This is a genomic window from Sulfitobacter sp. 1A15258 (genome assembly GCF_043557045.1).
Lineage (GTDB): Bacteria > Pseudomonadota > Alphaproteobacteria > Rhodobacterales > Rhodobacteraceae > Sulfitobacter > Sulfitobacter faviae.
Genome location: NZ_JBIFFK010000005.1, coordinates 157,528 through 179,440, shown reverse-complemented (window position 1 = coordinate 179,440; position 21,913 = coordinate 157,528). Strand labels below are relative to the sequence as shown.

17 protein-coding genes are annotated in these 21,913 nt (G+C 66.2%); 14 read left to right on the top strand and 3 right to left on the bottom strand.

The window, feature by feature from the left end:
* The first annotated feature begins 37 nt into the window (after positions 1-37).
* From cobD to mnmH, 6 genes are all read left to right on the top strand, one after another.
* On the top strand, positions 38-985 hold the full coding sequence (gene cobD / locus ACGYK9_RS12415) for a threonine-phosphate decarboxylase CobD (protein ID WP_394411099.1): 948 nt from the start codon (positions 38-40) through the stop codon (positions 983-985).
* Positions 982-1,890 (top strand): adenosylcobinamide-phosphate synthase CbiB, encoded by a 909-nt coding sequence (gene cbiB / locus ACGYK9_RS12410; protein WP_394411096.1) that lies wholly within the window; start codon positions 982-984, stop codon positions 1,888-1,890. The genes cobD and cbiB overlap by 4 nt, the downstream gene beginning before the upstream one ends.
* A 13-nt stretch (positions 1,891-1,903) precedes the next feature.
* Complete coding sequence (locus tag ACGYK9_RS12405; RefSeq protein WP_394411093.1) at positions 1,904-3,082, top strand: lytic murein transglycosylase; 1,179 nt, start codon at positions 1,904-1,906, stop codon at positions 3,080-3,082.
* An 11-nt stretch (positions 3,083-3,093) separates the two neighbouring features.
* A complete protein-coding gene (locus ACGYK9_RS12400; RefSeq protein ID WP_067265622.1) occupies positions 3,094-3,480 on the top strand; it encodes a rhodanese-like domain-containing protein in 387 nt (128 codons plus the stop codon).
* Positions 3,481-3,551: 71 nt separating this feature from the next.
* Positions 3,552-3,902 carry a RidA family protein gene (locus ACGYK9_RS12395; protein ID WP_394411089.1) on the top strand — a complete coding sequence of 117 codons (351 nt, stop codon included), beginning with the start codon at positions 3,552-3,554 and terminating at the stop codon, positions 3,900-3,902.
* Between the two features lie 52 nt (positions 3,903-3,954).
* On the top strand, positions 3,955-5,010 hold the full coding sequence (gene mnmH, locus ACGYK9_RS12390) for a tRNA 2-selenouridine(34) synthase MnmH (RefSeq protein WP_394411086.1): 1,056 nt from the start codon (positions 3,955-3,957) through the stop codon (positions 5,008-5,010).
* On the opposite strand, the gene selD is transcribed toward mnmH, so the two are convergent.
* Positions 4,994-7,165 (bottom strand): selenide, water dikinase SelD, encoded by a 2,172-nt coding sequence (selD, locus tag ACGYK9_RS12385; RefSeq protein ID WP_394411083.1) that lies wholly within the window; start codon positions 7,163-7,165, stop codon positions 4,994-4,996. The two genes, mnmH and selD, sit on opposite strands and share 17 nt — an antisense overlap.
* A gap of 290 nt (positions 7,166-7,455) precedes the next feature.
* Here selD and ACGYK9_RS12380 point away from each other — a divergent pair, with 290 nt between their 5' ends.
* From ACGYK9_RS12380 to ACGYK9_RS12365, 4 genes are all read left to right on the top strand, one after another.
* Positions 7,456-9,525, top strand: coding sequence for a DEAD/DEAH box helicase (locus ACGYK9_RS12380; RefSeq protein ID WP_394411080.1), 2,070 nt, complete (start codon positions 7,456-7,458; stop codon positions 9,523-9,525).
* Between the two features lie 200 nt (positions 9,526-9,725).
* On the top strand, positions 9,726-11,123 hold the full coding sequence (locus ACGYK9_RS12375; RefSeq protein ID WP_394411077.1) for an aspartate aminotransferase family protein: 1,398 nt from the start codon (positions 9,726-9,728) through the stop codon (positions 11,121-11,123).
* Positions 11,124-11,330: 207 nt separating this feature from the next.
* Positions 11,331-11,594, top strand: a complete 264-nt coding sequence (locus tag ACGYK9_RS12370) for a glycine zipper 2TM domain-containing protein (protein ID WP_209216644.1) — start codon at positions 11,331-11,333, stop codon at positions 11,592-11,594.
* 145 nt (positions 11,595-11,739) lie between these two features.
* Positions 11,740-12,501: a sulfite exporter TauE/SafE family protein gene (locus ACGYK9_RS12365; protein ID WP_394411074.1), complete on the top strand. Its 762-nt coding sequence runs from the start codon at positions 11,740-11,742 to the stop codon at positions 12,499-12,501.
* Here ACGYK9_RS12365 and nagA read toward each other — a convergent pair.
* Positions 12,498-13,628, bottom strand: coding sequence for an N-acetylglucosamine-6-phosphate deacetylase (gene nagA, locus ACGYK9_RS12360; RefSeq protein WP_394411071.1), 1,131 nt, complete (start codon positions 13,626-13,628; stop codon positions 12,498-12,500). The genes ACGYK9_RS12365 and nagA overlap by 4 nt on opposite strands.
* Positions 13,628-14,515, bottom strand: a complete 888-nt coding sequence (locus tag ACGYK9_RS12355) for a BadF/BadG/BcrA/BcrD ATPase family protein (protein WP_394411068.1) — start codon at positions 14,513-14,515, stop codon at positions 13,628-13,630. Before ACGYK9_RS12355 ends, nagA begins: the two co-directional genes overlap by 1 nt.
* Before the next feature lie 118 nt (positions 14,516-14,633).
* On the opposite strand from ACGYK9_RS12355, the gene ACGYK9_RS12350 reads away from it, so the two are divergent.
* The 4 genes from ACGYK9_RS12350 to ACGYK9_RS12335 all read left to right on the top strand — a co-directional run bounded on the left by ACGYK9_RS12350 (position 14,634) and on the right by ACGYK9_RS12335 (position 21,880).
* Positions 14,634-16,097 (top strand): PLP-dependent aminotransferase family protein, encoded by a 1,464-nt coding sequence (locus tag ACGYK9_RS12350; protein ID WP_394411066.1) that lies wholly within the window; start codon positions 14,634-14,636, stop codon positions 16,095-16,097.
* Between the two features lie 96 nt (positions 16,098-16,193).
* Positions 16,194-17,969 carry a sulfoacetaldehyde acetyltransferase gene (xsc, locus tag ACGYK9_RS12345; RefSeq protein ID WP_394411063.1) on the top strand — a complete coding sequence of 592 codons (1,776 nt, stop codon included), beginning with the start codon at positions 16,194-16,196 and terminating at the stop codon, positions 17,967-17,969.
* A 3-nt stretch (positions 17,970-17,972) separates the two neighbouring features.
* Entirely contained in the window at positions 17,973-19,067 is a 1,095-nt protein-coding gene (locus ACGYK9_RS12340) for an acetate/propionate family kinase (RefSeq protein ID WP_394411060.1), read from the top strand.
* Positions 19,064-21,880, top strand: coding sequence for a molybdopterin oxidoreductase family protein (locus ACGYK9_RS12335; protein ID WP_394411057.1), 2,817 nt, complete (start codon positions 19,064-19,066; stop codon positions 21,878-21,880). The genes ACGYK9_RS12340 and ACGYK9_RS12335 overlap by 4 nt, the downstream gene beginning before the upstream one ends.
* Positions 21,881-21,913 lie beyond the last annotated feature (33 nt).

The window sequence follows — 21,913 nt, the reverse complement described above, 5'->3', positions numbered from 1 at the left end:
GCGCTTTCACCGCAGCGACGACGGCAGGGGGACGATCATGCAAAAGCCAGACCAGCGCGACCACGGCGGCGGTGTCGATGCGGCAGCGGCGCGTTTCGGCGGAGAGCGGTCGGATTGGATCGACCTTTCCACTGGGATCAACCCCGCGCCCTACCCAATACCTGCCCTGCCTGCGGGCGCATGGTCTGCCCTCCCCGACGCCGCGGCGCAAGACGCGCTGCTGGCCGCCGCCCGCGGCTTTTGGAAGGTGCCCGAAGGGGCCGCGATCCTCGCCGTGCCGGGGGCCTCCTCGGCCATCGCGCGAATCCCGGCGCTGGCCCCGAAAGGCCGCGTGCGCATCCCCGGGCCGACCTACAACGAACATGCCGCCAGCTTCGCCGAGAACGGCTGGCAAGTGGTCGAGACGGGCGAGGCCGAAGCCGCCGTTCACGTCCATCCCAACAACCCCGACGGGCGCCTGTGGCCCTTGGCAGAGACCACAGCCCCGCTTAGCATCATTGATGAGAGCTTTTGCGACATCACGCCCGACGCCACCCTGATGGCGCAGGCCACGGTGCCCGGCACGCTGATCCTCAAGAGCTTTGGCAAATTCTGGGGGCTGGCCGGGCTGCGGCTGGGGTTCGTGATCGGCGATCCGGACTTACTGGCGCGGCTTGACCAGATGCTTGGGCCGTGGCCGGTCAGCGGCCCCGCGCTGCATATCGGCGCAGCGGCGCTGCGGGATCAACCATGGGCCGAGGCCACGCGGGCGCGGCTGGGGGCCGAGGCCACGCGCCTCGACGGGCTAATGACCACAGCAGGCGCAGAGATCGTCGGCGGCACCCCGCTTTTCCGGCTCTATGAGGTCGAAGACGCGCAGGCTTGGCAAACCCGCCTCGCCCAGCACCAGATCTGGAGCCGCGTCTTCCCCTACAACCCGCGCTGGCTGCGCCTTGGCCTGCCGCCCTCGATAGGTTGGGCGCGGTTGGAGCAGGCCCTGGCATGAGCATGGCGGCGATCCTCGCGCTGGCCATGCTGCTGGACGCCGCGCTTGGAGAGCCGGATTGGCTCTGGCGTCGCCTGCCGCATCCGGCGGTGCTGATGGGGCGGGTGATCGGCTGGGGGGACCGTCGGTTGAACCGCGGCCAAGCCCGCCGCGCCAAGGGCGTGGCGTTGCTGCTGGCCCTGATGATCGGGGCCGCGCTGCTCGGCTGGGCGCTCAACCTGTTTGGCCCCCTCATCGAGATCATCCTCGCCGCCATCCTGCTGGCGCAACGTTCCCTCGTTGAGCACCTGCGCGCCGTGGCAGATGGCCTGCGCCAGTCCCTGCCCGCAGGGCGCCGCGCCGTGGCGATGATCGTCAGCCGCGACACTGCCGCGATGCCCGCAGACGCCGTCGCCCGCTCCGCCATCGAAAGCGGGGCGGAGAACCTCAGCGACGGGATCATCGCCCCCGCCTTTTGGTTCCTGCTGGGCGGTCTGCCGGGGCTGCTGGTCTATAAAATCGTCAATACCGCCGACAGTATGATCGGCTACCGCACCCCGCGCTATGCCGATTTCGGCTGGGCCGCGGCGCGGATGGATGACCTTCTGAACCTCGCCCCCGCACGGCTCACCGCCCTGCTGATCGCCCTGCCCGGTGGGGTGCTGCACCGCTGGCGCGACATCAAAGCCGACGCGGCGCTGCACCGCTCGCCCAATGCCGGTTGGCCGGAAGCCGCCATGGCGCGGGCCATAGGTGTGGCCCTCGCCGGTCCGCGCAGTTATAATGGGCAGGTGCAGCAGTTTCCTTGGGTGCATGGCGCGGGGGCGCGCGTCATCGGACCTTTGGAGATCGATGCGGCCATCACCCGCCTCTGGCAGGCATGGTTGGTGATGTGGGCAATCGCCCTAGTTCTGGCCTGTCTGTGACAAAGAGGTATCCATGCGCCCCACGTTTCTCGCCGCCGCACTCGCGGCGCTCACCCTTCCCGCCAGCGCCTTTGCGCAAGCCACCTGCGGCGGGGATTTCTCCAGTTTCGTCGCCGATGCCAAGGCCGAGGCCGTGGCGAACGGCGCCGATCCCGCCAAGGCCGAGCGTTTCTTTGCCGGCCTGCGCCAAGACCCCGCCGTGCTGCGCGCCGATCAGGCGCAAGGGGTGTTTCAAAAGCCCTTCATCGAATTCTCGCGCCGCCTGATCTCGGAAAACCGGATCAACCGGGGCCGCGCCATGGCCGAGAAATACGACACCATCTTCGACCGGATCGAGGCGGAATACGGCGTCAGCCGTGGGGTGCTCTTGGCTTTCTGGGCGTTCGAGACGGATTACGGCGCAATCCAAGGCGACTTCAACACCGCCAACGCGCTGGCGACCCTTTCCCATGACTGCCGCCGCCCCGAACTGTTCCGCCCGCAGCTTTTCGCGGCGCTGGAGCTTTTCGAGCGCGGTGAGTTCGACCCGGCCACCACCACTGGCGCTTGGGCTGGTGAGATCGGCATGGTGCAAATGCTGCCGCGCGACATCCTTGAGAACGGGGTGGATGGCGACGGCGACGGCGCGGTCTCGCTCAAGACCTCCGCCCCCGATGCGCTGCTGTCGGGTGCCAAGATGCTGCAAAGCCTCGGCTGGCGCGCGGGCGAGCCTTGGTTGGCCGAGGTCACCCTGCCGCAGGATTTCGACTGGTCGCAAACCGGGCTGGAGACCACAAAACCCGTCAGCGAATGGCAGGCGATGGGTGTCTCCCCCCGCAACGGCCCGTTGGCCGAGGGGCTGACCGCCTCCGTCCTGCTGCCGCAGGGGCGCGGCGGGCCTGCTTTCATCGCCTATCCGAACTTCCGCGTTTATTTCGAGTGGAACCAGAGCTTTACCTACGTCATGACCGCCGCCTATTTCGCCACACGGCTGGAAGGCGCGCAGGTCTATGACGCGGGCAACCCGGCCCCCGGTCTGGGCGGCGAGGCGATGAAAACGCTGCAACGCAAACTCCAAGCCAAGGGCTATGACGTGGGCGATGTGGATGGCATCCTCGGCTCTGGCACCCGCGGTGCGGTGCGGGCCGAACAAGAACGTCTCGGCATGCCCGTCGATGGCTGGCCCACGCCTGAGTTGCTGAACAAACTGTAAGGAGAAGACCGATGGCCCTCAAGAAAACCGCTGCGCAAATGGTCGCCGAAGCCCGCGCCCGGATCGAAGAGATCGACAGCACTGAGGCCATCGCCATGCTGGAGGACGAAAACGTGCAATTCGTCGACCTGCGTGACCCCCGCGAACGCGAACGCACCGGGTTCATCCCCGGTGCCTTCCACTGCCCACGCGGTATGTTGGAGTTCTGGGTCGACCCCGAGAGCCCCTATTTCAAAGAGGTCTTTGCCCAAGACAAGAAGTTCGTCTTTCACTGCGCCTCTGGCTGGCGCTCGGCCATCTCGGTCGCGACGCTGCAAGACATGGGGTTTGACGCGGCCCATCTGAAGGACGGTTTCGGCGGCTGGGAAAAAGCGGGCGGCCCGATCGAGAGGTCCTGAAGCGCAGGCTTTGATCTGGCCTCCCCCACGTAAAGCTGCCACAAGTTTTGCAACGTCAAAGGAGAGACAGAATGACCGAGATCAAACGCCACCACACCAACACCCGTATGAGCCAGATCGTCGAGCATGGCGATGTGATCTACCTTGCCGGTCAGGTCGGTACGGCGGGGGCGGATGTGGCCCAACAGACCCAAGATTGCCTTGATAAGGTCGACGCCCTGCTGGCCGAGGTCGGCAGCGACAAGACCCGCATCCTGCAATCGACAATCTGGCTGGCCGACATGGCCGATTTCGCCGCGATGAACGCCGTCTGGGACGCATGGGTGCCCGAGGGCCACGCCCCCGCCCGCGCCTGCGGCGAATCCAAACTGGCCACGCCGGAGTATCTGGTCGAAGTGCTGGTGATTGCCGCCAAAGCCTGAGCCATTGCCCTCGCGCCCTGTCACGGGGCGCGGGGCTTTGCCGGAACCCCAGATGACCCCCTGCACCCTCACCGCCCTGTCGGACCTCGCCCAGCTCCGCGTCGATACGATCATCGACGTGCGCGCGCCAATGGAGTTTGCCGAGGATCATCTGCCCGGTGCCATTAACCTGCCCGTGCTGTCGGACGCGGAGCGCGCCGAAGTGGGCACGATCTACAAGCAGGTCAGCCCCTTCGACGCGCGCAAGATCGGCGGGGCGCTGGTGGCGCAGAACACGGGCCACCATTTGCAAACGGCACTGGCGGATAAAGACGGCAGCTGGCAACCGCTGGTCTATTGCTGGCGCGGCGGGCAGCGGTCGGGGGCGTTCTCGACGATCCTCGATCAGGTCGGTTGGCGCGTGCAACTGCTGCGCGGCGGCTATCGCAGCTACCGGCGCTTGGTGGTCGCGGCGCTCTACGACACGCCCCTGCCGCATCGGCTGATGCTGATCGAAGGCGGCACCGGCACGGCCAAGACACGGCTGTTGCACCATCTGGCCAAGGCAGGCGCGCAGGTGCTTGACCTCGAAGGGCTGGCGCAGCACCGCGGCTCGCTTTTCGGTGCGGTGGACGGCGGGCAGCCGCATCAAAAGATGTTCGAATCCCGGCTTGCCCGAGCGCTATTGCCGTTCGACCCCGCGCAGGTGACATGGGTCGAAGCCGAGAGCAGCAAGATCGGCGACATCACCCTTCCGCCTGCGCTTTGGGCCGCGATGCGCGACGCCGCGCGGGTTGAGATCGCCGCCCCCTTGGCCGCGCGGGCGGATTTTCTGTGCCGGGCCTATGATGACCTGACCACCGACCCCGCCATGCTCGAAAACCGCATCGACAAGCTGCGGCCCTATCATAGCGGAGAGACGATCACCCAGTGGCAGACCCAAGCCCGCGCGGGTGATTGGGCCAGCCTCGCCGAAGGGCTGATCGGCCAACACTACGATCCGCGCTATGCCAAGGCCGCCAGCCGCAACCCCGCCCCGCGCGCCCGGCTGACGCTCGACCGGCTTGATGACAGCACATTGGCCGAGACCGCCGCCACGCTGCACAGCCGTTTCACCGCAGGCGGATAGAGGGCACCCCCGCCTCAAGCCGCCCGATGATATGGCCCGCCAAGCCTTCGGCCTTTAACCGCGCCTGCGCCGCTTTCGCCGCATCCTCGGGCAGGGCTGCCAGCAGCCCCCCGGCGGTTTGCGGATCGTGGAAGAGCGGGTTCACCGGGCCTGCCGCCGCAATCGGAGCATCCGCCTGATTGACCGCCAGCAGAGAAGAGGCCACCCCCTGATCCGACAGCGTCTGCGCGCCGGGGTAAATCGGCACCGCCTCCCCCCAAAGCTCCGCCGCCAATCCCGAGGCGCGGCAAATCGCTTGCACATGTCCGGCAAGGCCAAAGCCCGTTACATCCGTCATCGCATGGGCCTTGCTCAAAATCTCAGCCTCCCGCGCCTGCGGGGTGGCCATGACGTCGAGCGCTTCGGCCACCACCCGCCCCGGCGCGGTCCCTGCCATATGTCCTGCAAGGATCACCCCCGATCCGATGGGCCGGGTCAACATCAAAACATCCCCCGGCTGCGCGCCGCCGACGCCAATCGGCATGTCGTCGCGCGTGCCGGTCACCGTAAAGCCGATTGTCAGTTCCGCACCCATGGTCGTATGGCCGCCCACGATCTGCGCCCCTGCTGCCCCCATCACGTCTTGTGCGGCCGCCGCGATCTCTCGCAGCGTCCGGGCCTGCAATTCGGGCGACATGCGCGGCAGGATGATCGAACTCAGTGCCGCCTGCGGTTTGGCCCCCATCGCCCAGATGTCGCCCAAAGCATGCACCGCCGCGACCCGCGTCATCAGGGACGGGTCTTCGATGAAGCCGCGCAAATGATCCGTGCTCATCACCTGAAAGCCGCCACCGGGTTGGCGCAGCACCGCCGCATCATCGCCCGCCCCGGTGAGCACATCGCCCGAGACGGGCGGCTGCACCTCGGCCAAGAGATCGGCCAGCACCGCGCCGCCCACCTTGGCCCCGCATCCACCACAAAGCGGTTTGCCCGCCAGCGCCTCCTGCACGCCCGAGGCCACCGGGCCCGTCGGCGCGTCGGTCTTCATCGCGGGCAGGTCATCGAGCCCGTCCATGAACTTCCGGTCGATCCGATCCTTCCACCGCCACAGCAGCGCACCGCCAAGGGCCAGCCCATTCCGCTCCGCCACGGCAGATTTCCCACCGAGTGAGATCAGCTTGAGATAATGCCGCTGCGGTTTGAACGCCCGCCGTGCCCCGCCGCTGAGCGCCGCGCGCAGGTTGTCGTGCAGCACCGGCGCCGCCCGCACGGCAAAGACACCGGCCTTGGGGCGCGGGCTGGCCTCCATATGCGCGCAATCACCAACGGCGAAGAGCCTGTCATCATCTACCACCCCCAGATCGGCCCCGACGCGGATGAACCCCGCGTGCAGCGGCAGATCGGTCTGGGCAAGCCAGCCCTGCGGCACCGCCCCCACCGCCCCCACGCAAAGCGCCGCAGAGATCGGCGCACCATCCGCCAAGAGCACCTGCCGGTCGGTGATCTGCGTGACCTTAGCATCAAGCGCCACGGTCACCCCAAGCTCCGCCATCTGCCGCCGCACCACCGTCTCGGTCCGGGGGGACATGCCGGAAAGCTGCGGCCCATGTTCCACCACCGTCACCGCTGGCTGCCCCCCCGCGTCGCGCAGGGCAAAGGCCATCGCCATGGCAAGCTCGCAGCCCGCCACACCGCCACCGATCACCGCCACCTCGGGCGGCTGCGCCCCCGCCTTGACCGCCGCGAGAAACTCCCGCCAACGCGCGGCATAGAGATCGAGCGGCTTGGCCCCGACCGCGTGCTCGGCAAACCCCGGGAGATCCATCTTGGCCGTGATGCCTATGTCGATTGACGCCACATCATAGGCCACGGCCCCGCGCCCTGCGACCGTGATTTCCCGCGCCGCGCGGTCGATCCCCGTCGCCGCCCCAAGGATCAACCGCGCCCCGGTGTGGCGGCAAAGGCGCATCAGGTCGATCTCCAATGCATCGCGGTCGTAATGCCCGGCGATATGACCGGGCAGCATGCCGGTATAGGGCGCGGTGGGGCCGGGGTTGATCACTGTCAGCCGTGCGCCGGGCAGTGGGCCCATCCCCCATTTGCGCAGCACCAGCGCATGGGCGTGCCCGCCCCCCACCAGCACCAGATCCCGCGTCAGGGGCAGATCGCTTTGCACCAGATTGCCTCACTCTCTCTTTCCGCTTTGGGTCATAGCTACCCCAAGCCGCCCGCCCGCGCCATCGGCCTGACCGAGATGTGAGCGGGCCGGATCAGAGCGGAAATGGCGCTTCCCCGCCCATTCAGGCCCGGAAAGCCGCCAAACCGGTAAAAAGGGTGACAATTCGCCACAAAACCCCCATGTACATTCCATCCCCGACCCTCTACCGACGGTCGGATTCCTTTGCCGTGGCTGGTAGCACCCCACGTGCCCGCCCCCCGCACAACGTTCAAGACAGGACAGCCTTCGTGATCCAGACTATTGCCGATGCCCTTGCCCAACAGGGTTATGAAACACTTACCGCCGTACAGGAGGCCGTCACAGACCCTGCGCTGAACGATCAAGACCTTCTGGTTTCGGCCCAAACCGGGTCGGGCAAGACGGTGGGCTTCGGCCTTGCCATCGCGCCGACGCTTCTGGGCGAGGACACGCATTTCGGCCAAGCGGGCGCTCCGCTGGCGCTGATCATCGCGCCGACGCGCGAATTGGCCATGCAGGTCAGCCGCGAGTTGACCTGGCTTTACGGCAAAGCGGGCGCGGTGGTCACCACCTGCGTCGGCGGCATGGACACCCGGACCGAGCGCCGGGCGCTGGACCGGGGCGCGCATATCGTCGTCGCCACGCCGGGGCGTCTGTGTGACCACATCAAGCGCAACAACATCGACCTAGATTCCCTGCGCGCCGTGGTGCTGGACGAGGCTGACGAGATGCTCGACCTCGGCTTTCGCGAAGATCTTGAGTTCATCCTGTCGGAATCCCCCGAGGAACGCCGCACGCTCTTGTTCTCGGCCACCGTACCCGCGGCCATCGCCAAGCTCGCGCAATCCTACCAGCGCGATGCGCAGCGCATCACCACTGTGGGCGAGGCCAAGCAGCACAGCGACATCGAATACCGCGCGCTGAACGTGCATCCGCGCGACACCGAGAACGCGATCATCAACGTGCTGCGTTTCTATGAGGCCAAGAACGCCATCGTCTTCTGCAACACCCGCGCCGCCGTGGCGCGGCTAACCACGCGGTTCACCAACCGCGGCTTTTCGGTCGTGGCGCTTTCGGGTGAGCTGACGCAATCCGAGCGCACCAACGCGCTGCAGGCGCTGCGCGACGGGCGCGCGCGGGTCTGTATCGCGACGGATGTGGCCGCACGCGGCATCGACCTGCCGAACCTCGAACTGGTGATCCACGCCGACCTGCCCAGCAACTCCGACACGCTGCTGCACCGTTCGGGCCGCACGGGCCGCGCCGGGCGCAAGGGGGTCTCGGCGCTGATCGTGCCGCCCAAGATGCGCAGCAAGGCAAACCGGCTTCTGGGCTGGGCCAAGCTGAAAGTGGAATGGGCCGCACCGCCCTCCGCCGCCGAGGTCAACGCCGCCGATGAGGCCCGCCTGCTGGCCGATTCCGCATGGGTGGAGCCTGCGCCCGAGGATGCGGCGGAATTCGTCACCTCGCTGGTCGAGAAATTCAGCGCCGAGCAATTGGCCACCGCTTTCGTCAACCTCTACCGCAAGCGCCAGTCCGCCCCGGAAGAGCTGAGCGACCCCGGCGCGCCGGGCGAGGACAAGCCGCGCCGCGACTTTGGCCCATCGGTCTGGTTCTCGGTCTCCACCGGGCGCAAAGACGGGGCCGAGCCGCGCATGCTATTGCCGATGCTCTGCCGCCGCGGCGACCTGACCAAGGACGACATCGGCGCGATCCGCGTGCAAGATAGCCATAGTTTCGTGGAGGTGGCCGAAGCCTCGGTGCCCGGCCTGCTCGACACGCTCGGCGGCGAAATGACGCTGGAAGACGGCGTGGTGCTGACCAAGTTGGACAAGGCCCCGGACCTGCCGCGCGGCCCCAAGCCCGGCGGCAAACGTGGCCCGAAACCCGGCGGTTTCAAAGGCGACCGCGGCCCGCGCAAACCGCGCGGCGATTACGACCCGGATGCCGCCCCTGCCCCGCGCAAACCCCGCGCGAAATCCAGCGACGGCCCCGGTGCTGCGTCTTTCGACAAGCCGAAATTCGACAAACCCCGCGCGCCCAAGGGCGAGCGCCCGCCGAAGTCGCATAAGACCGAGCGTAGCCCAATGAAACCCGGCGCGACGCCCAAGCCCAAATCGGGCGGCGACACGAGCGGCAAGCCCAAGGCAAAGGCCGTTTGGAAAAAGGAAAAGCCCGCGGGCGACGCCCCGCGCAAGGGCAAGGGCAAACCAACCACCTCGGCCACCACGCCGGGCGGAGAGAAGTCCTACAAACGGGCCTCCGACCCGTCCAAACGCTTCACCCCGCCGAATAAGATCGGCAAACAGGGCGGCAAGGGTGGCCCGAAATCGAAGTAAGACCAAACGCCGGGGCCTCACCCCGGCGTTTTTGCATCCGGCGCCATTTCTTTAATGAAATCGCCCCCTCTGGCCTCACCGAAGGGGATAAACTGGCACTACTGGATCTTGCCTATTCGCGGTGTTCTTGGAACAGTTTATCCCGCCTTTGCGCGGGCTTCATTCGTGGGCTCGCCCACCCGTAAAGAAAGGTTTGCCCCATGGACGGCAATTTCAACGAGAACGACATCTCCCGCGTTGTCGAAGCCGACCGCGCGCATATCTGGCACCACCTGAGCCAGCACAAACCCTATGAAACCACCGACCCGCGCATCATCGTCGAAGGCAAGGGAATCCGGGTCTGGGACCAAAAGGGCAAAGAGCACCTCGACGCCGTCTCGGGCGGTGTCTGGACTGTCAACGTTGGCTATGGCCGCGAAAGCATCGCCAATGCGGTGCGCGACCAATTGATCAAGCTGAACTATTTCGCAGGCTCCGCAGGCTCGATCCCCGGCTCCCATTTCGCCGAGAAACTGCTCGACAAGATGCCCGGGCTCGACCGCGTCTACTATTGCAACTCCGGCTCCGAGGCGAATGAGAAAGCCTTCAAAATGGTCCGCCAGATCGCGCACAAGCGCTACGGCGGCAAAAAGCACAAGATCCTCTACCGCGACCGCGACTACCATGGCACCACGCTTGGCTGCCTCTCGGCGGGCGGTCAGGACGAGCGCAACGCGCAATACGGCCCCTTCGCACCGGGCTTCGTGCGGGTACCGCATTGCCTTGAATACCGCAGCTTCGAACAGGACGGCGCGCCGCAGGAGAACTACGGTGTCTGGGCCGCCGACCAGATCGAAAAGGTGATCCTCGCCGAAGGCCCCGAAACCGTGGGCGCGCTCTGCCTCGAACCGGTCACAGCGGGCGGCGGCGTGATCTGCCCGCCCGAGGGCTATTGGGAGCGCGTGCAAGAGATTTGCCGCAAATACGACATCCTGCTGCACATCGATGAGGTCGTCTGCGGCGTGGGCCGCACCGGCACATGGTTCGGCTATCAGCACTACGGCATCCAGCCCGACATGGTGACCATGGCCAAGGGCGTCGCCTCGGGCTATGCCGCAATCGCCTGTCTGGTCACGACCGATGCAGTCTTTGACATGTTCAAGGACGATGCCAGCGATCCGCTGAACTATTTCCGCGACATCTCGACTTTTGGCGGCTGCACCGCGGGGCCGACCGCGGGCATCGAAAACATGAACATCATCGAGCGTGAGAACCTGTTGGAGAACACCACCAACATGGGCCACTACATGCTAGAGCAGCTTCACGCGCTGGCCGACAAGCACAAGGTGATCGGTGATGTGCGCGGCAAGGGGCTGTTTCTGGGGGCCGAACTGGTGACCGACCGCGACAGCCGCGCCCCTGTTGAGGAAAAGCGCATTCAGGCCGTGGTGGGCGATTGCATGGCCCAAGGGGTGATCATCGGCGCCACCAACCGCTCCCTGCCCGGCAAGAACAACACGCTGTGTTTCTCGCCCGCACTGATCGCCACCCGCGATGATATTGATGAGATCATCACGACGGTCGATGGTGCCTTGGGCCGGGTCTTCACGTCGGCGTAAAACCGCGTCTTGCGGCATGCGACAGGCGGCATCGGTTGACCCGGTGCCGCCTTCGTCTATCTAAACCCCTGTCTTGCCCGAACATGACATCGCACCGAAAGATCGCCGCAGATCGAAACCCGCGGGATTTTTCTGAAAATGTAGCGCCTTCGCGGGAACCTCTTCCAATCCCCCCGCGTTGGCAAATGAGTAAACTGGGAGAAAGACATGAAGAAGTTTCTTATCGCAATTCCGATGATCGCCGGCCTCGCCGCTTGTGACGGCACCACCTCCAACCAAGGTGCTCTGACTGGCGCGGCTCTCGGAGCTGCCACCGGTGCTGCCGTTTCAGGCGGTGACGACAAGGTTCAAGGCGCAATCATTGGCGGTCTCGCAGGTGCGGCGGCTGGCAACTACATCGGCCAGACCCAGTCCGGCAAATGCGTGTACCAGAACGCCAACGGCCAGCGCTACGTCGCGGCTTGCCCGTAAACGGCTGACATCGCGCGATTTCGCGTTATCGGAGCTTCGACCATCGGTCGGAGCCCTTTTTCGTTTCCGCTTCTCCCCTCACCTTGGCACCGACATGATTTGATCCTAACAGGGATCAAGCGCCCCAAGGGCGCGGGGAGGAACCATGACCACAATAAGCGATATCGCGATCTTGCTGATCGCGGCCTTCGGCGCGGGGGTGTTGAACACCATCGCCGGGGGCGGCACCTTTCTGACCTTTCCCGCGTTGGTCTTTACCGGCATGCCCCCCGTGGCCGCCAATGCGACCAGCGCCGTGGCGGTGTTTCCGGGCTACCTTGCAGGCGTTCTTGGCTTTCACAACGAGCTTGGCCGCTTCGACCGCCGCGCCTTGCTGCGGCTGTGCCTTATCACGCTGGCGGGCGGTGTGGTCGGTTCGGGTTTGCTTCTGATCTCTTCCAACGCGGCGTTTTCCATCGTGGTGCCCTTCCTGCTGCTCGCGGCGACGCTGGCGTTTTTACTCGGCGACCGTATCCGTGCCTTCGCCGCCTCCCATGCCCGCGCCGTGACGCCCCAAGGCGCGCTCGGCCTCTTTGCGGTCAGCGTTTATGGTGGCTATTTCAATGGGGGCTTGGGCATCGTTCTGCTGGCCCTATTCGCGCTTTGGGGGATGACCGACCTGCACGGGATGAACGGCCTCAAGAACGGGCTGAGCTTCGTGCTTTCCTCAATCTCCGTAGCGGTCTTTGCCTTGGCCGGTCTGGTCGCATGGCCGCAGGCGCTGTTGATGATGCTGGCGGCCACGGCGGGCGGCTATGCCGGGGCGCCCTTGGCGCGAGCCTTGCCGAAAGAGACCGTACGCTGGCTGATCGCCGCCATCGGTTTCGGCATGAGCGCGGTGTTTTTCTGGCGGCTCGTGGCGGGCTAGTCCACCACCCGCGCCGCGCCGGTTTCAGGATCGAAATGCACCAAGGGGTGGTCCGCGCTTTCGATCCGGCCCAGCCCCATGTCCTCGCGCAACAGCGCAACCGGCCCCGAGATCGCCCGCGCGAGGGCCACCTCCAGCCGCTCCCCCACCGCATGGGTCAGCGTATGCACCGCGCGGCCCATTTCCAGATCCGCCCCCGCCAGCGTGCCATCCGCCAAGGTCAACCGCCCCTCGGCGCGGTAAACCTTCCGCCCGTTGAGGGTGAAGCCCGTGATATCCGACCCCGCCGTCGCCATGGCATCGCTCACGAGGAAGATACCCTCGGGCTTGGCCGCCAGCGCGTTGCGCATAGAGGCGGGATGCACATGGATGCCATCGGCGATCAGCCCGGCATGCACCCCCTCTCGCGCCAACGTCGCTCCGACCAGCCCCGGCGCGCGGTTGCCCATCTGGCTCATCGCGTTGAACAAATGGGTGACGCAGGTCGCGCCCGCGTCGAAGGCCGCCATACAGGTCTCGTAATCCGCATCGCTATGGCCGAGCGAGACCACGACCCCCGCCTCGGCCATCGCGGCGATCTGGGCGGTGCTGGTGTTCTCTGGCGCGACGGTGACCATGAGATTCGGCAGACGCCCGGCGGCGCGTAGGATCAGGGCGAGGTCCGCCTCACGCATCGGGCGGATCAGCGCCCCGTCATGCGCGCCCTTGCGCGAAAGCGCCAGATGCGGGCCTTCCAGATGCAGCCCGATGATGCCCGGCACCCCTTCGGCGATGGCGTCGACAGCGGCCTCGATGGCGGCTTCGGTCTTCTCGGGCGTGTCGGTGATCAATGTGGGCAGCAGCGCCGCGACACCGGTGCTGCGATGCGCCTCAGCCATGCGCCGCAGGGTCGCCACATCGGGGCTGTCGTTGAACATCACCCCGCCGCCACCGTTGACCTGAAGATCGACGAAACCGGGGCAAAGCACGCCGCCCGCCATAGGCTCCGCCACGATGCCCTGCGGCACCTCTTCGGCGGTGAGGATGCAGCGGCTGCCGTCCTGCATCTGCGCCAGCACCATGCCGCGGTGCAACCGCGTGCCGTCGTGGATCTGCGCCCCGACGAAAACCTTCGCGATCTCGCTCATCACAGAACCTCTTCCGCCGCGGCCTTGCAGGCCAGATGAAACGCCCCGTCCAGCGCCGTGCCCCGCGCCACGATCCGGCCTGCCAGATGGTCTTCTGGCAGGTACGGCGCATAATGCGGGCCGATCCCGCCGAGCAGACAGAGCGGATCGCCGGGCGCGAAATCCAGCGCCTTCAACGCGCGGGTGTAATAGGCCGCGCCCTCCCGCATCAACGCCTGCCCGTGATGGTCCCCGGCCTCAGCCGCTGCGATGACCTTGGGCGCGAATGCCGCGTAATCCCCCGGCTGCGCCGTCAGGCTGAAGGCCACGAAAGCCTCAGGATCGGCTCCGAAATCCGCCAACAAAGCGCGGGTCAGGTCACTGTGGGGCAACACCCCATCATGACATTGCAACGCCAGATCCAGTGCCCCGCGCCCCAGCCAAGCGCCCGATCCCTGATCCGCCAGATGGAACCCCCAACTGCCGACATAGCGGAACGCCGCGCCATCCGTGGCGGCCACGATCGTGCCGGTGCCGATGGCCAAGACCCAGCCCGTCGCGCCTTCGCCAAGCGCGCCGACCACGCAGGCGGGGCGGTCATCCTCCGCGATGATCCGGCCATAGGGCAGCGCCGCGCGCAGCCGCGCTGCGTCGCGGACGACGTTCATACCGGCGAGGCCGAGAAAGGCAGTGGCACCGGCAAGCGCGGCGGCCGGCAGCCCAGCCGAGGCCGCCGCCGCTTCGACCGCGGCGCGGATATTCACAAGCGCCCGGTCGGGATCACTGCCGATATTCGCCCGCCCGCCGGAAGCCTGACCAAGGATACCATCACGCTGCGTGCCAATGGCCGCGCGGCAGCCGGTGCCACCGCCGTCCACGGCGATCAAAAGGGGGGCGGTAATGCTCATGCGATCGTTCTAGGCGAGGGGCCGGGCGAACGGAAGTGCGGGCGCGGCCCCGAGGATAAATTCGGCCAGCCGTAATGCCAGATTGAACTCCCCCTAGGGCCAGCCTAACCTTCGCCCCATGGCCCTGCCCGTCGAAACCTTTTTCCTGCGCCCCGATGCGCAAGGCACCCTGCAACAGCAGATCCAGCAGATGATCGCCCAAGGCATCCTCTCAGGCCGGTTCCAGCGGGGGGAGAAGCTGCCCTCGACCCGCAGACTCGCCGCGCATCTCGGCGTCAGCCGGATCACCGTGACCATCGCCTATACCGAGCTTTTGGCGAATGACTATCTCACCTCGCGCGGGCGGTCGGGGTATTTCGTCTCGGACAACGCGCCCGCCCCGCCCGCTTTCGCCCCCCGGGCCGAGGCGGATGACGCCATCGACTGGACCCGTGCCATCGGGCAGCGGTTCAGCGCCAATGGGCTGGCCGCCAAACCGCAGGATTGGGCCAGCTACCGCTACCCGTTCATCTATGGCCAAGCCGACCCGACGCTCTTTGATCATGCCAACTGGCGGCTTTGCGCCCTGCAAGCCCTTGGCCAGCGCGATTTCACCTCGATGACGACCGATTACTACGATCAGGACGACCCGCAACTGATCGAGTTCATTGCCCGCCATATCCTGCCCCGGCGCGGCGTCTCGGCCCGGCCCGAGCAGATCCTCATCACCCTTGGCGCGCAGAACGCGCTTTGGCTGACCGCGCAGGTGCTGCTGACCCAACGTCGCCGCGCCGTGCTCGAAGACCCGTGCTATCCGGCGCTGAGCGGCATTCTCAGCCAATCCCGCTGCCACATCACGCCCGTGCGGGTGGATCAAGACGGCCTCCCGCCCGAGGCGATCCCCCCCGATACGGATGTGATTTTCGCAACCCCCAGCCACCAATGCCCGACCAACGCCACCATGCCGATGGACCGCCGCCGCGCGCTGCTGTCCCGCGCCCGCGCGCTGGAGGCGCTGATCGTCGAGGACGACTATGAGTTCGAGATGTCCTTTCTCAAACCCGCCTCGCCCGCGCTCAAATCGCTCGATGACGAGGGGCGGGTGATCTATGTCGGCAGCTTTTCCAAATCGCTCTTTCCAGGGCTGCGGCTGGGGTATCTGGTGGGGTCCGAACCCTTCATCCGTGAGGCCCGCGCGCTGCGCGCCTCGGTCCTGCGGCACCCGCCGGGGCATATCCAGCGCACCGCCGCCTATTTCCTGTCGCTTGGCCATTACGACGCCCAGATCCGCCGGATGGGGCTGGCGCTGCACGAACGCCGCCGCGTCATGGACGAGGCGCTAGAGACCCATGGCCTGCGCGTGTCGGGCCGGGGGGCCTATGGCGGGTCGTCCTTTTGGATGCGCGCGCCGGAGGGCGTGGAGACGGCGGAACTGGCCGAAAACCTGCGCGCGAAGGATGTGCTGCTGGAGCCGGGACATGCCTTTTTCGCCGGGGCTGAGAAGGCCACGAATTACTACCGGCTGGCCTATTCTTCGATCCCCGCCGCGCGGATCGAAGAGGGCGTCGGGCTGATCGCGCAAGAGATTGACCACCTGCGCTGATCTGGCCTTAGGGCTGGCGCATTTCTGGCCCTAACCCCGACCTGCACCTGCCCGTAATTTGCCGATAGCTTTGCCCCATGCCCAAAGGATCGCGCGATGAAAATGACCACCGAAGAAGCCTTCGTCAAAACCCTTCAGATGCATGGGATCGACACGGCCTTTGGCATTATCGGCTCGGCCATGATGCCGATTTCCGACCTCTTCCCCGCTGCCGGGATCACCTTTTATGACGGCGCGCATGAGTGCAATTCGGGCATGATGGCCGATGGCTACACCCGCGCCTCGGGGCGGATGTCGATGATGGTGGCCCAGAACGGGCCGGGCATCACCAATTTCGTGACGCCGGTAAAGACCGCCTACTGGAACCACACGCCGCTTTTGCTGGTAACCCCGCAGGCGGCGAACAAGACCATCGGCCAGGGCGGTTTTCAGGAAGTCGAGCAGATGGCGCTCTTTCGCGATATGGTCGCCTATCAAGAAGAGGTCCGCGATCCCACGCGCATCGCCGAGACGCTGAACCGCGTGATCCTTCAGGCCAAGCGCCACTCCGCCCCGGCGCAGATCAACATCCCCCGCGATTTCTGGACACAGGAAATCGACATCGACCTGCCCGCCATCGTCGAGTTCGAGCGCCCCTCGGGCGGCGAGACGGCCATCGCCGAAGCGGCTGAGTTGCTTTCAAACGCGAAATTCCCGGTGATCCTGAACGGCGCAGGCGTGGTGATCGGTGGCGCCATCGACGACGCGCGCCAACTGGCCGAGCGACTCGATGCGCCGGTCTGCTGCGGTTATCAGCACAATGACGCCTTCCCCGGCTCACACCCGCTTTCGGTCGGGCCGCTGGGTTACAACGGCTCCAAGGCGGCGATGGAGCTGATCGCCAAGGCCGATGTGGTGCTGGCGCTCGGCACGCGGCTCAACCCCTTCTCGACCCTGCCGGGCTACGGCATCGACTATTGGCCGCGAGAGGCCAAGATCATTCAGGTCGACATCAACCCCGACCGCATCGGCCTGACCAAACCGGTGAGCGTCGGCATCGTGGGCGATGCGGGCAAGGTGGCGCGCAGCCTCCTCGACCGGCTGAGCGAGAGCGCCGGTGACGCGGGCCGCGAGGAACGCCGCAACCTGATCGCCCAGACCAAATCGGCATGGGCGCAGGAACTGACCTCGATGGACCACGAAGACGACGACCCCGGCACCACGTGGAACGAGCGCGCCCGCAGCCGCGAGCCGGAAAAAATGTCGCCGCGCATGGCATGGCGCGCGATCCAGAAGGCGCTGCCCACTGAGGCGATCATCAGTTCCGACATTGGCAATAACTGCGCCATCGGCAATGCCTACCCGACGTTCGAGGCGGGGCGCAAATACCTCGCCCCCGGCCTTTTCGGCCCCTGCGGTTACGGCTTCCCGGCGATCTGCGGCGCTAAGATCGCCTGCTCGGACACGCCCGTCGTGGGTTTCGCCGGCGACGGCGCCTTCGGCATTTCCATGAATGAGATGGTGAGCGTGAACCGCGACGACTGGCCCGCCGTGACCATGGTAATCTTCCGCAACTACCAATGGGGCGCGGAAAAGCGCAACACGACGCTTTGGTTCGACGACAACTTCGTCGGGACCGAACTGGCGCAGGAAGTAAGCTACGCCGGGATCGCAAAAGCCTGCGGCGTCGAGGGGGTGCAGGTCTCGACCATGGAGGAACTGACCGAGGCGTTGGACCGCGCGATCAAGGCGCAGATGAATGACGGTAAGACCACCTTCATCGAGGTGCTGCTCAATCAGGAACTGGGCGAGCCCTTCCGCCGCGACGCGATGAAGAAACCGGTCTCCGTTGCCGGGATCAGCCGGGATGACATGCGCCCGCAACGGGCCTGAGCCATGCCGCTGGTGCTCGTCGTCAACGCAGGCTCGTCGTCGATCAAGGCGGCGGTCTTTGACGGCGGGCTGTCTGAAACCCTGCGGATTGAGGCGCAGGGCATCGGCCAGACTGGCGCCCTGCGTGTAGGAAAGGCTCCGGCACGGCCCCTAGCCCTGCCAGACCACCGCACCGCCTTCACCGCCATTCTGGCGGGGCTGCATGACGCGGGGATCGCGACCGCTGACCTCAGCGCCGCGGCGCATCGCGTGGTGCACGGCGGCCCGGATTTAGCCGAGACAACGGAAGTCACCCCCGCCGTGCGCGCCGCCATCGCCGCGGCGCAACCGTTGGCCCCGCTGCACAATCCGCATCACCTCAGCGCCATCGAAGCCCTTGTCGCACTGATGCCGGAGCTGCCGCAATTCGCCGCTTTCGACACCGGCTTTCACCGCACCAACCCGGACGTAGCGCGCCGCTACGCGCTGCCCGAAAAGCCCCAGACCGCCGCCCTCCGCCGCTACGGTTTCCACGGGATCAGCTACGAGAGCCTCGTGCGGAATTTCACCGCCCAAACCGGCGCGGACCTGCCCCCGCGCCTCTTGGCGCTGCATCTGGGCAACGGCGCCTCCCTCTGCGCGATCCGCGAGGGCCGCTCGGTCGCCACCACCATGGGATTCTCACCCTTGGGCGGGCTGACGATGGGCACCCGCGCGGGAGAGATCGACGCAGGCGCGGTGCTGCATCTTGTGGGCGATCTTGGACTGGAAGCCGCGCAGAGATTGCTGCACCACGAAAGCGGGTTGCTCGGCCTGTCGGGTCAGACCGCCGATATGCGGCAATTGGCGGAAAGCGATAGCGAGAGCGCCCGCTTTGCCCGCGTCCACTTTTGCTACTGGATCACCCGTCAGGCCGGGTCGATGATCGCCGCGATGGGCGGGATCGACGGCATCGCCTTCACCGGCGGGATTGGCGAGAACGATTCCGAGGTGAGGGAAAAGGTTCTTGCAAACCTCCGCTGGGCGGGAAATATTCCCTCGTGGGTCATCCCCGCCGCCGAAGAGAAACATATCGCGCGCCAAGCGCTTGCCCTGCTGAAAGCCCCCGCCCCCTCATGACGCATTCCCAGCCGCCGCTTGATCTGTCGCCCAAGGTCTCGGACGAGGTCCGCCGCACGACCTGCTACATGTGCGCCTGCCGCTGCGGCATCAACGTGCACATGAAGAAAGGCAAGGTCGCCTATATCGAGGGCAACCGCGACCACCCGGTGAATCGCGGCGTGCTCTGCGCCAAGGGCTCGGCGGGGATCATGCAGCACAATTCCCCCGCGCGTCTGCGCAACCCGATGAAACGCGTGGGCCCCCGCGGCTCGGGCGAGTTCGAGGACATCAGCTGGGCCGAGGCGCTCCAGATCGCCACCGGCTGGCTGGAGCCGCTACGCAATGAGGCGCCAGAGAAACTCGCCTTTTTCACCGGGCGCGACCAGTCGCAGAGCTTCACCTCGCTCTGGGCGCAGGCCTTTGGCACGCCGAATTATGCGGCGCATGGCGGCTTCTGCTCGGTCAACATGGCGACGGCGGGGATCTATACCATGGGCGGCGCGTTCTGGGAGTTCGGCCAGCCCGACTGGGACCACACCAAGCTCTTCATGCTTTTCGGCGTGGCCGAGGATCATGACAGCAACCCGATCAAGATGGGGCTGGGCAAGCTTAAGAAACGCGGCGCGCGGGTGATCGGGGTGAACCCCATTCGCACCGGCTACAATGCCATCGCCGACGATTGGGTCGGCATCACGCCGGGCACCGACGGGCTGTTCATCCTGTCGCTGATTCACTGCCTGATGAAGGCCGGACGCATCGATCTCGACTACCTCGCGCGCTATACCGACGCGCCGGTGCTGCTGAACGGCGACCCGAAGTCGCCCGAATTCGGCCTGCAACTGCGCGACGCGGACGGCAAGGCGCTGGTGATCGACCGCAAGACCCGCAAGCTCACCCCCTTCGACCAACCCGGCGTCCGCCCCGACCTCTCCGCGACCTACCGCGCGGGCGGGATCACACACCGCCCGGTGTTCCACAAGATGGCCGAAGAGTACCTTGGCGAGGACTACACCCCCGAGGCCGTGGCGGAACGCTGCGGCATCTCGGCGCCGCGCATCCGCGCCATCGCCGCCGAACTGGCGCGCGTGGCCTTCGACGAGGCATTTGAGATCGACCAGCCTTGGACCGATTTCCGCGGCGAGCGTCACGAGAAGATGACCGGCCGCCCGGTGTCCTTCCACGCCATGCGCGGCATCTCGGCCCATGCCAACGGCTTCCAGACCTGCCGCGCGCTGCATGTGTTGCAGATCATCCTCGGCACCGTGGAGGTGCCGGGGGGCTTCCGCTTCAAACCACCCTACCCCAAGCCCGCCACGGCGCATCCCAAACCGCATTGCAAGGCCACGCCCGGCGGGCCGCTCGACGGGCCGCATCTGGGTTTCGTGCAAGGCCCCGACGATCTGGCGCTGTGCCCCGATGGCAGCCCCGCGCGGATCGACAAGGCGTTTACTTGGGAAAACCCGATGTCGGCCCATGGGCTGATGCATATGGTGATCTCAAACGCCCATGCGGGCGATCCCTACAAGATCGACACGCTGTTTCTTTATATGGCCAACATGTCGTGGAACTCCTCCATGAACCCCAGCGGGGTGATGGAGATGCTGACCGACACCGACGAGAACGGCGACTATGTCATCCCGCGTATCATCTACTCCGACGCCTATTCCTCGGAGATGGTGGCCTATGCCGATCTGATCCTGCCCGATACGACCTATCTGGAGCGTCACGATTGCATCTCGCTCCTCGACCGTCCGATCAGCGAGGCCGACGCCGCCGCCGACGCGATCCGCTGGCCTGTGGTGGAGCCCAACCGCGACGTGCGCGGCTTCCAATCGGTGCTCTGCGATCTCGGCGCGCGGCTGGACCTGCCCGGGTTCGTGAACGAGGATGGCAGTCAAAAGTACCGCGACTACGCCGATTACATCATCAACCACGAACGCCGCCCCGGCATCGGCCCGCTGGCCGGTTTTCGCGGTGAAGACGGCACCCAAAGCGGCCGCGGCGCCCCGAACCCTGACCAGATCGACCGCTACATTGAAAACGGCGGCTTCTCGGCCCATCACATTCCCGCCGAGGCGCAATACTACAAGCCGTGGAACGCCGCCTATCAGGACTGGGCCGTGGGCATGGGGATTTACGACGCGCCCCAACCCTATCTCTTCTCGCTCTACGTGGAGCCGCTGCGCCGCTTCCAACTGGCCGCCGAGGGCCACGGCGACCGCCAGCCCCCGGACCATCTGCGCGAGCGCATCAAGCAGTTCATGACGCCGCTGCCGCATTGGTACGAAAGCGACCCCGAGGGCGGGCAGGGCTACGATGTTCACGCCCTCACCCAACGTCCGATGGCGATGTACCATTCTTGGGGAAGCCAGAACGCTTGGCTGCGGCAGTTGCACGGGCACAACCCGCTCTACCTGCCCACCGCGATCATGCGGGCAAAGGGTCTGAAGGACGGCGATTGGGCGCGCGTGACCTCGCCCCATGGCGGGATTACCGTGCCGGTGATGGAGATGGCCGCGCTAAACCCCCATACCGTCTGGACGTGGAACGCCATCGGCAAACGCAAAGGCGCATGGGCGCTGGACAAGGATGCCCCGGAGGCGACGAAGGGTTTTCTGCTGAACCACCTGATCCACGAGCTTCTGCCGCCCAAGGGCGACGGCCTGCGCTGGTCCAACTCCGACCCGATCACCGGACAGGCTGCCTGGTTCGACCTCAAGGTCCATATCGAAAAGACCGCGGCCCCTGCCGAGGCACAACCGGAGATCCCGCCGCAACGCTCGCCTATCCCGCCCGCGCCGCGCGACATCGCGTGGAAGGTGGGCAAATGACCCCCTTCGCCCCCCGCGCCGCGAGAACGACCC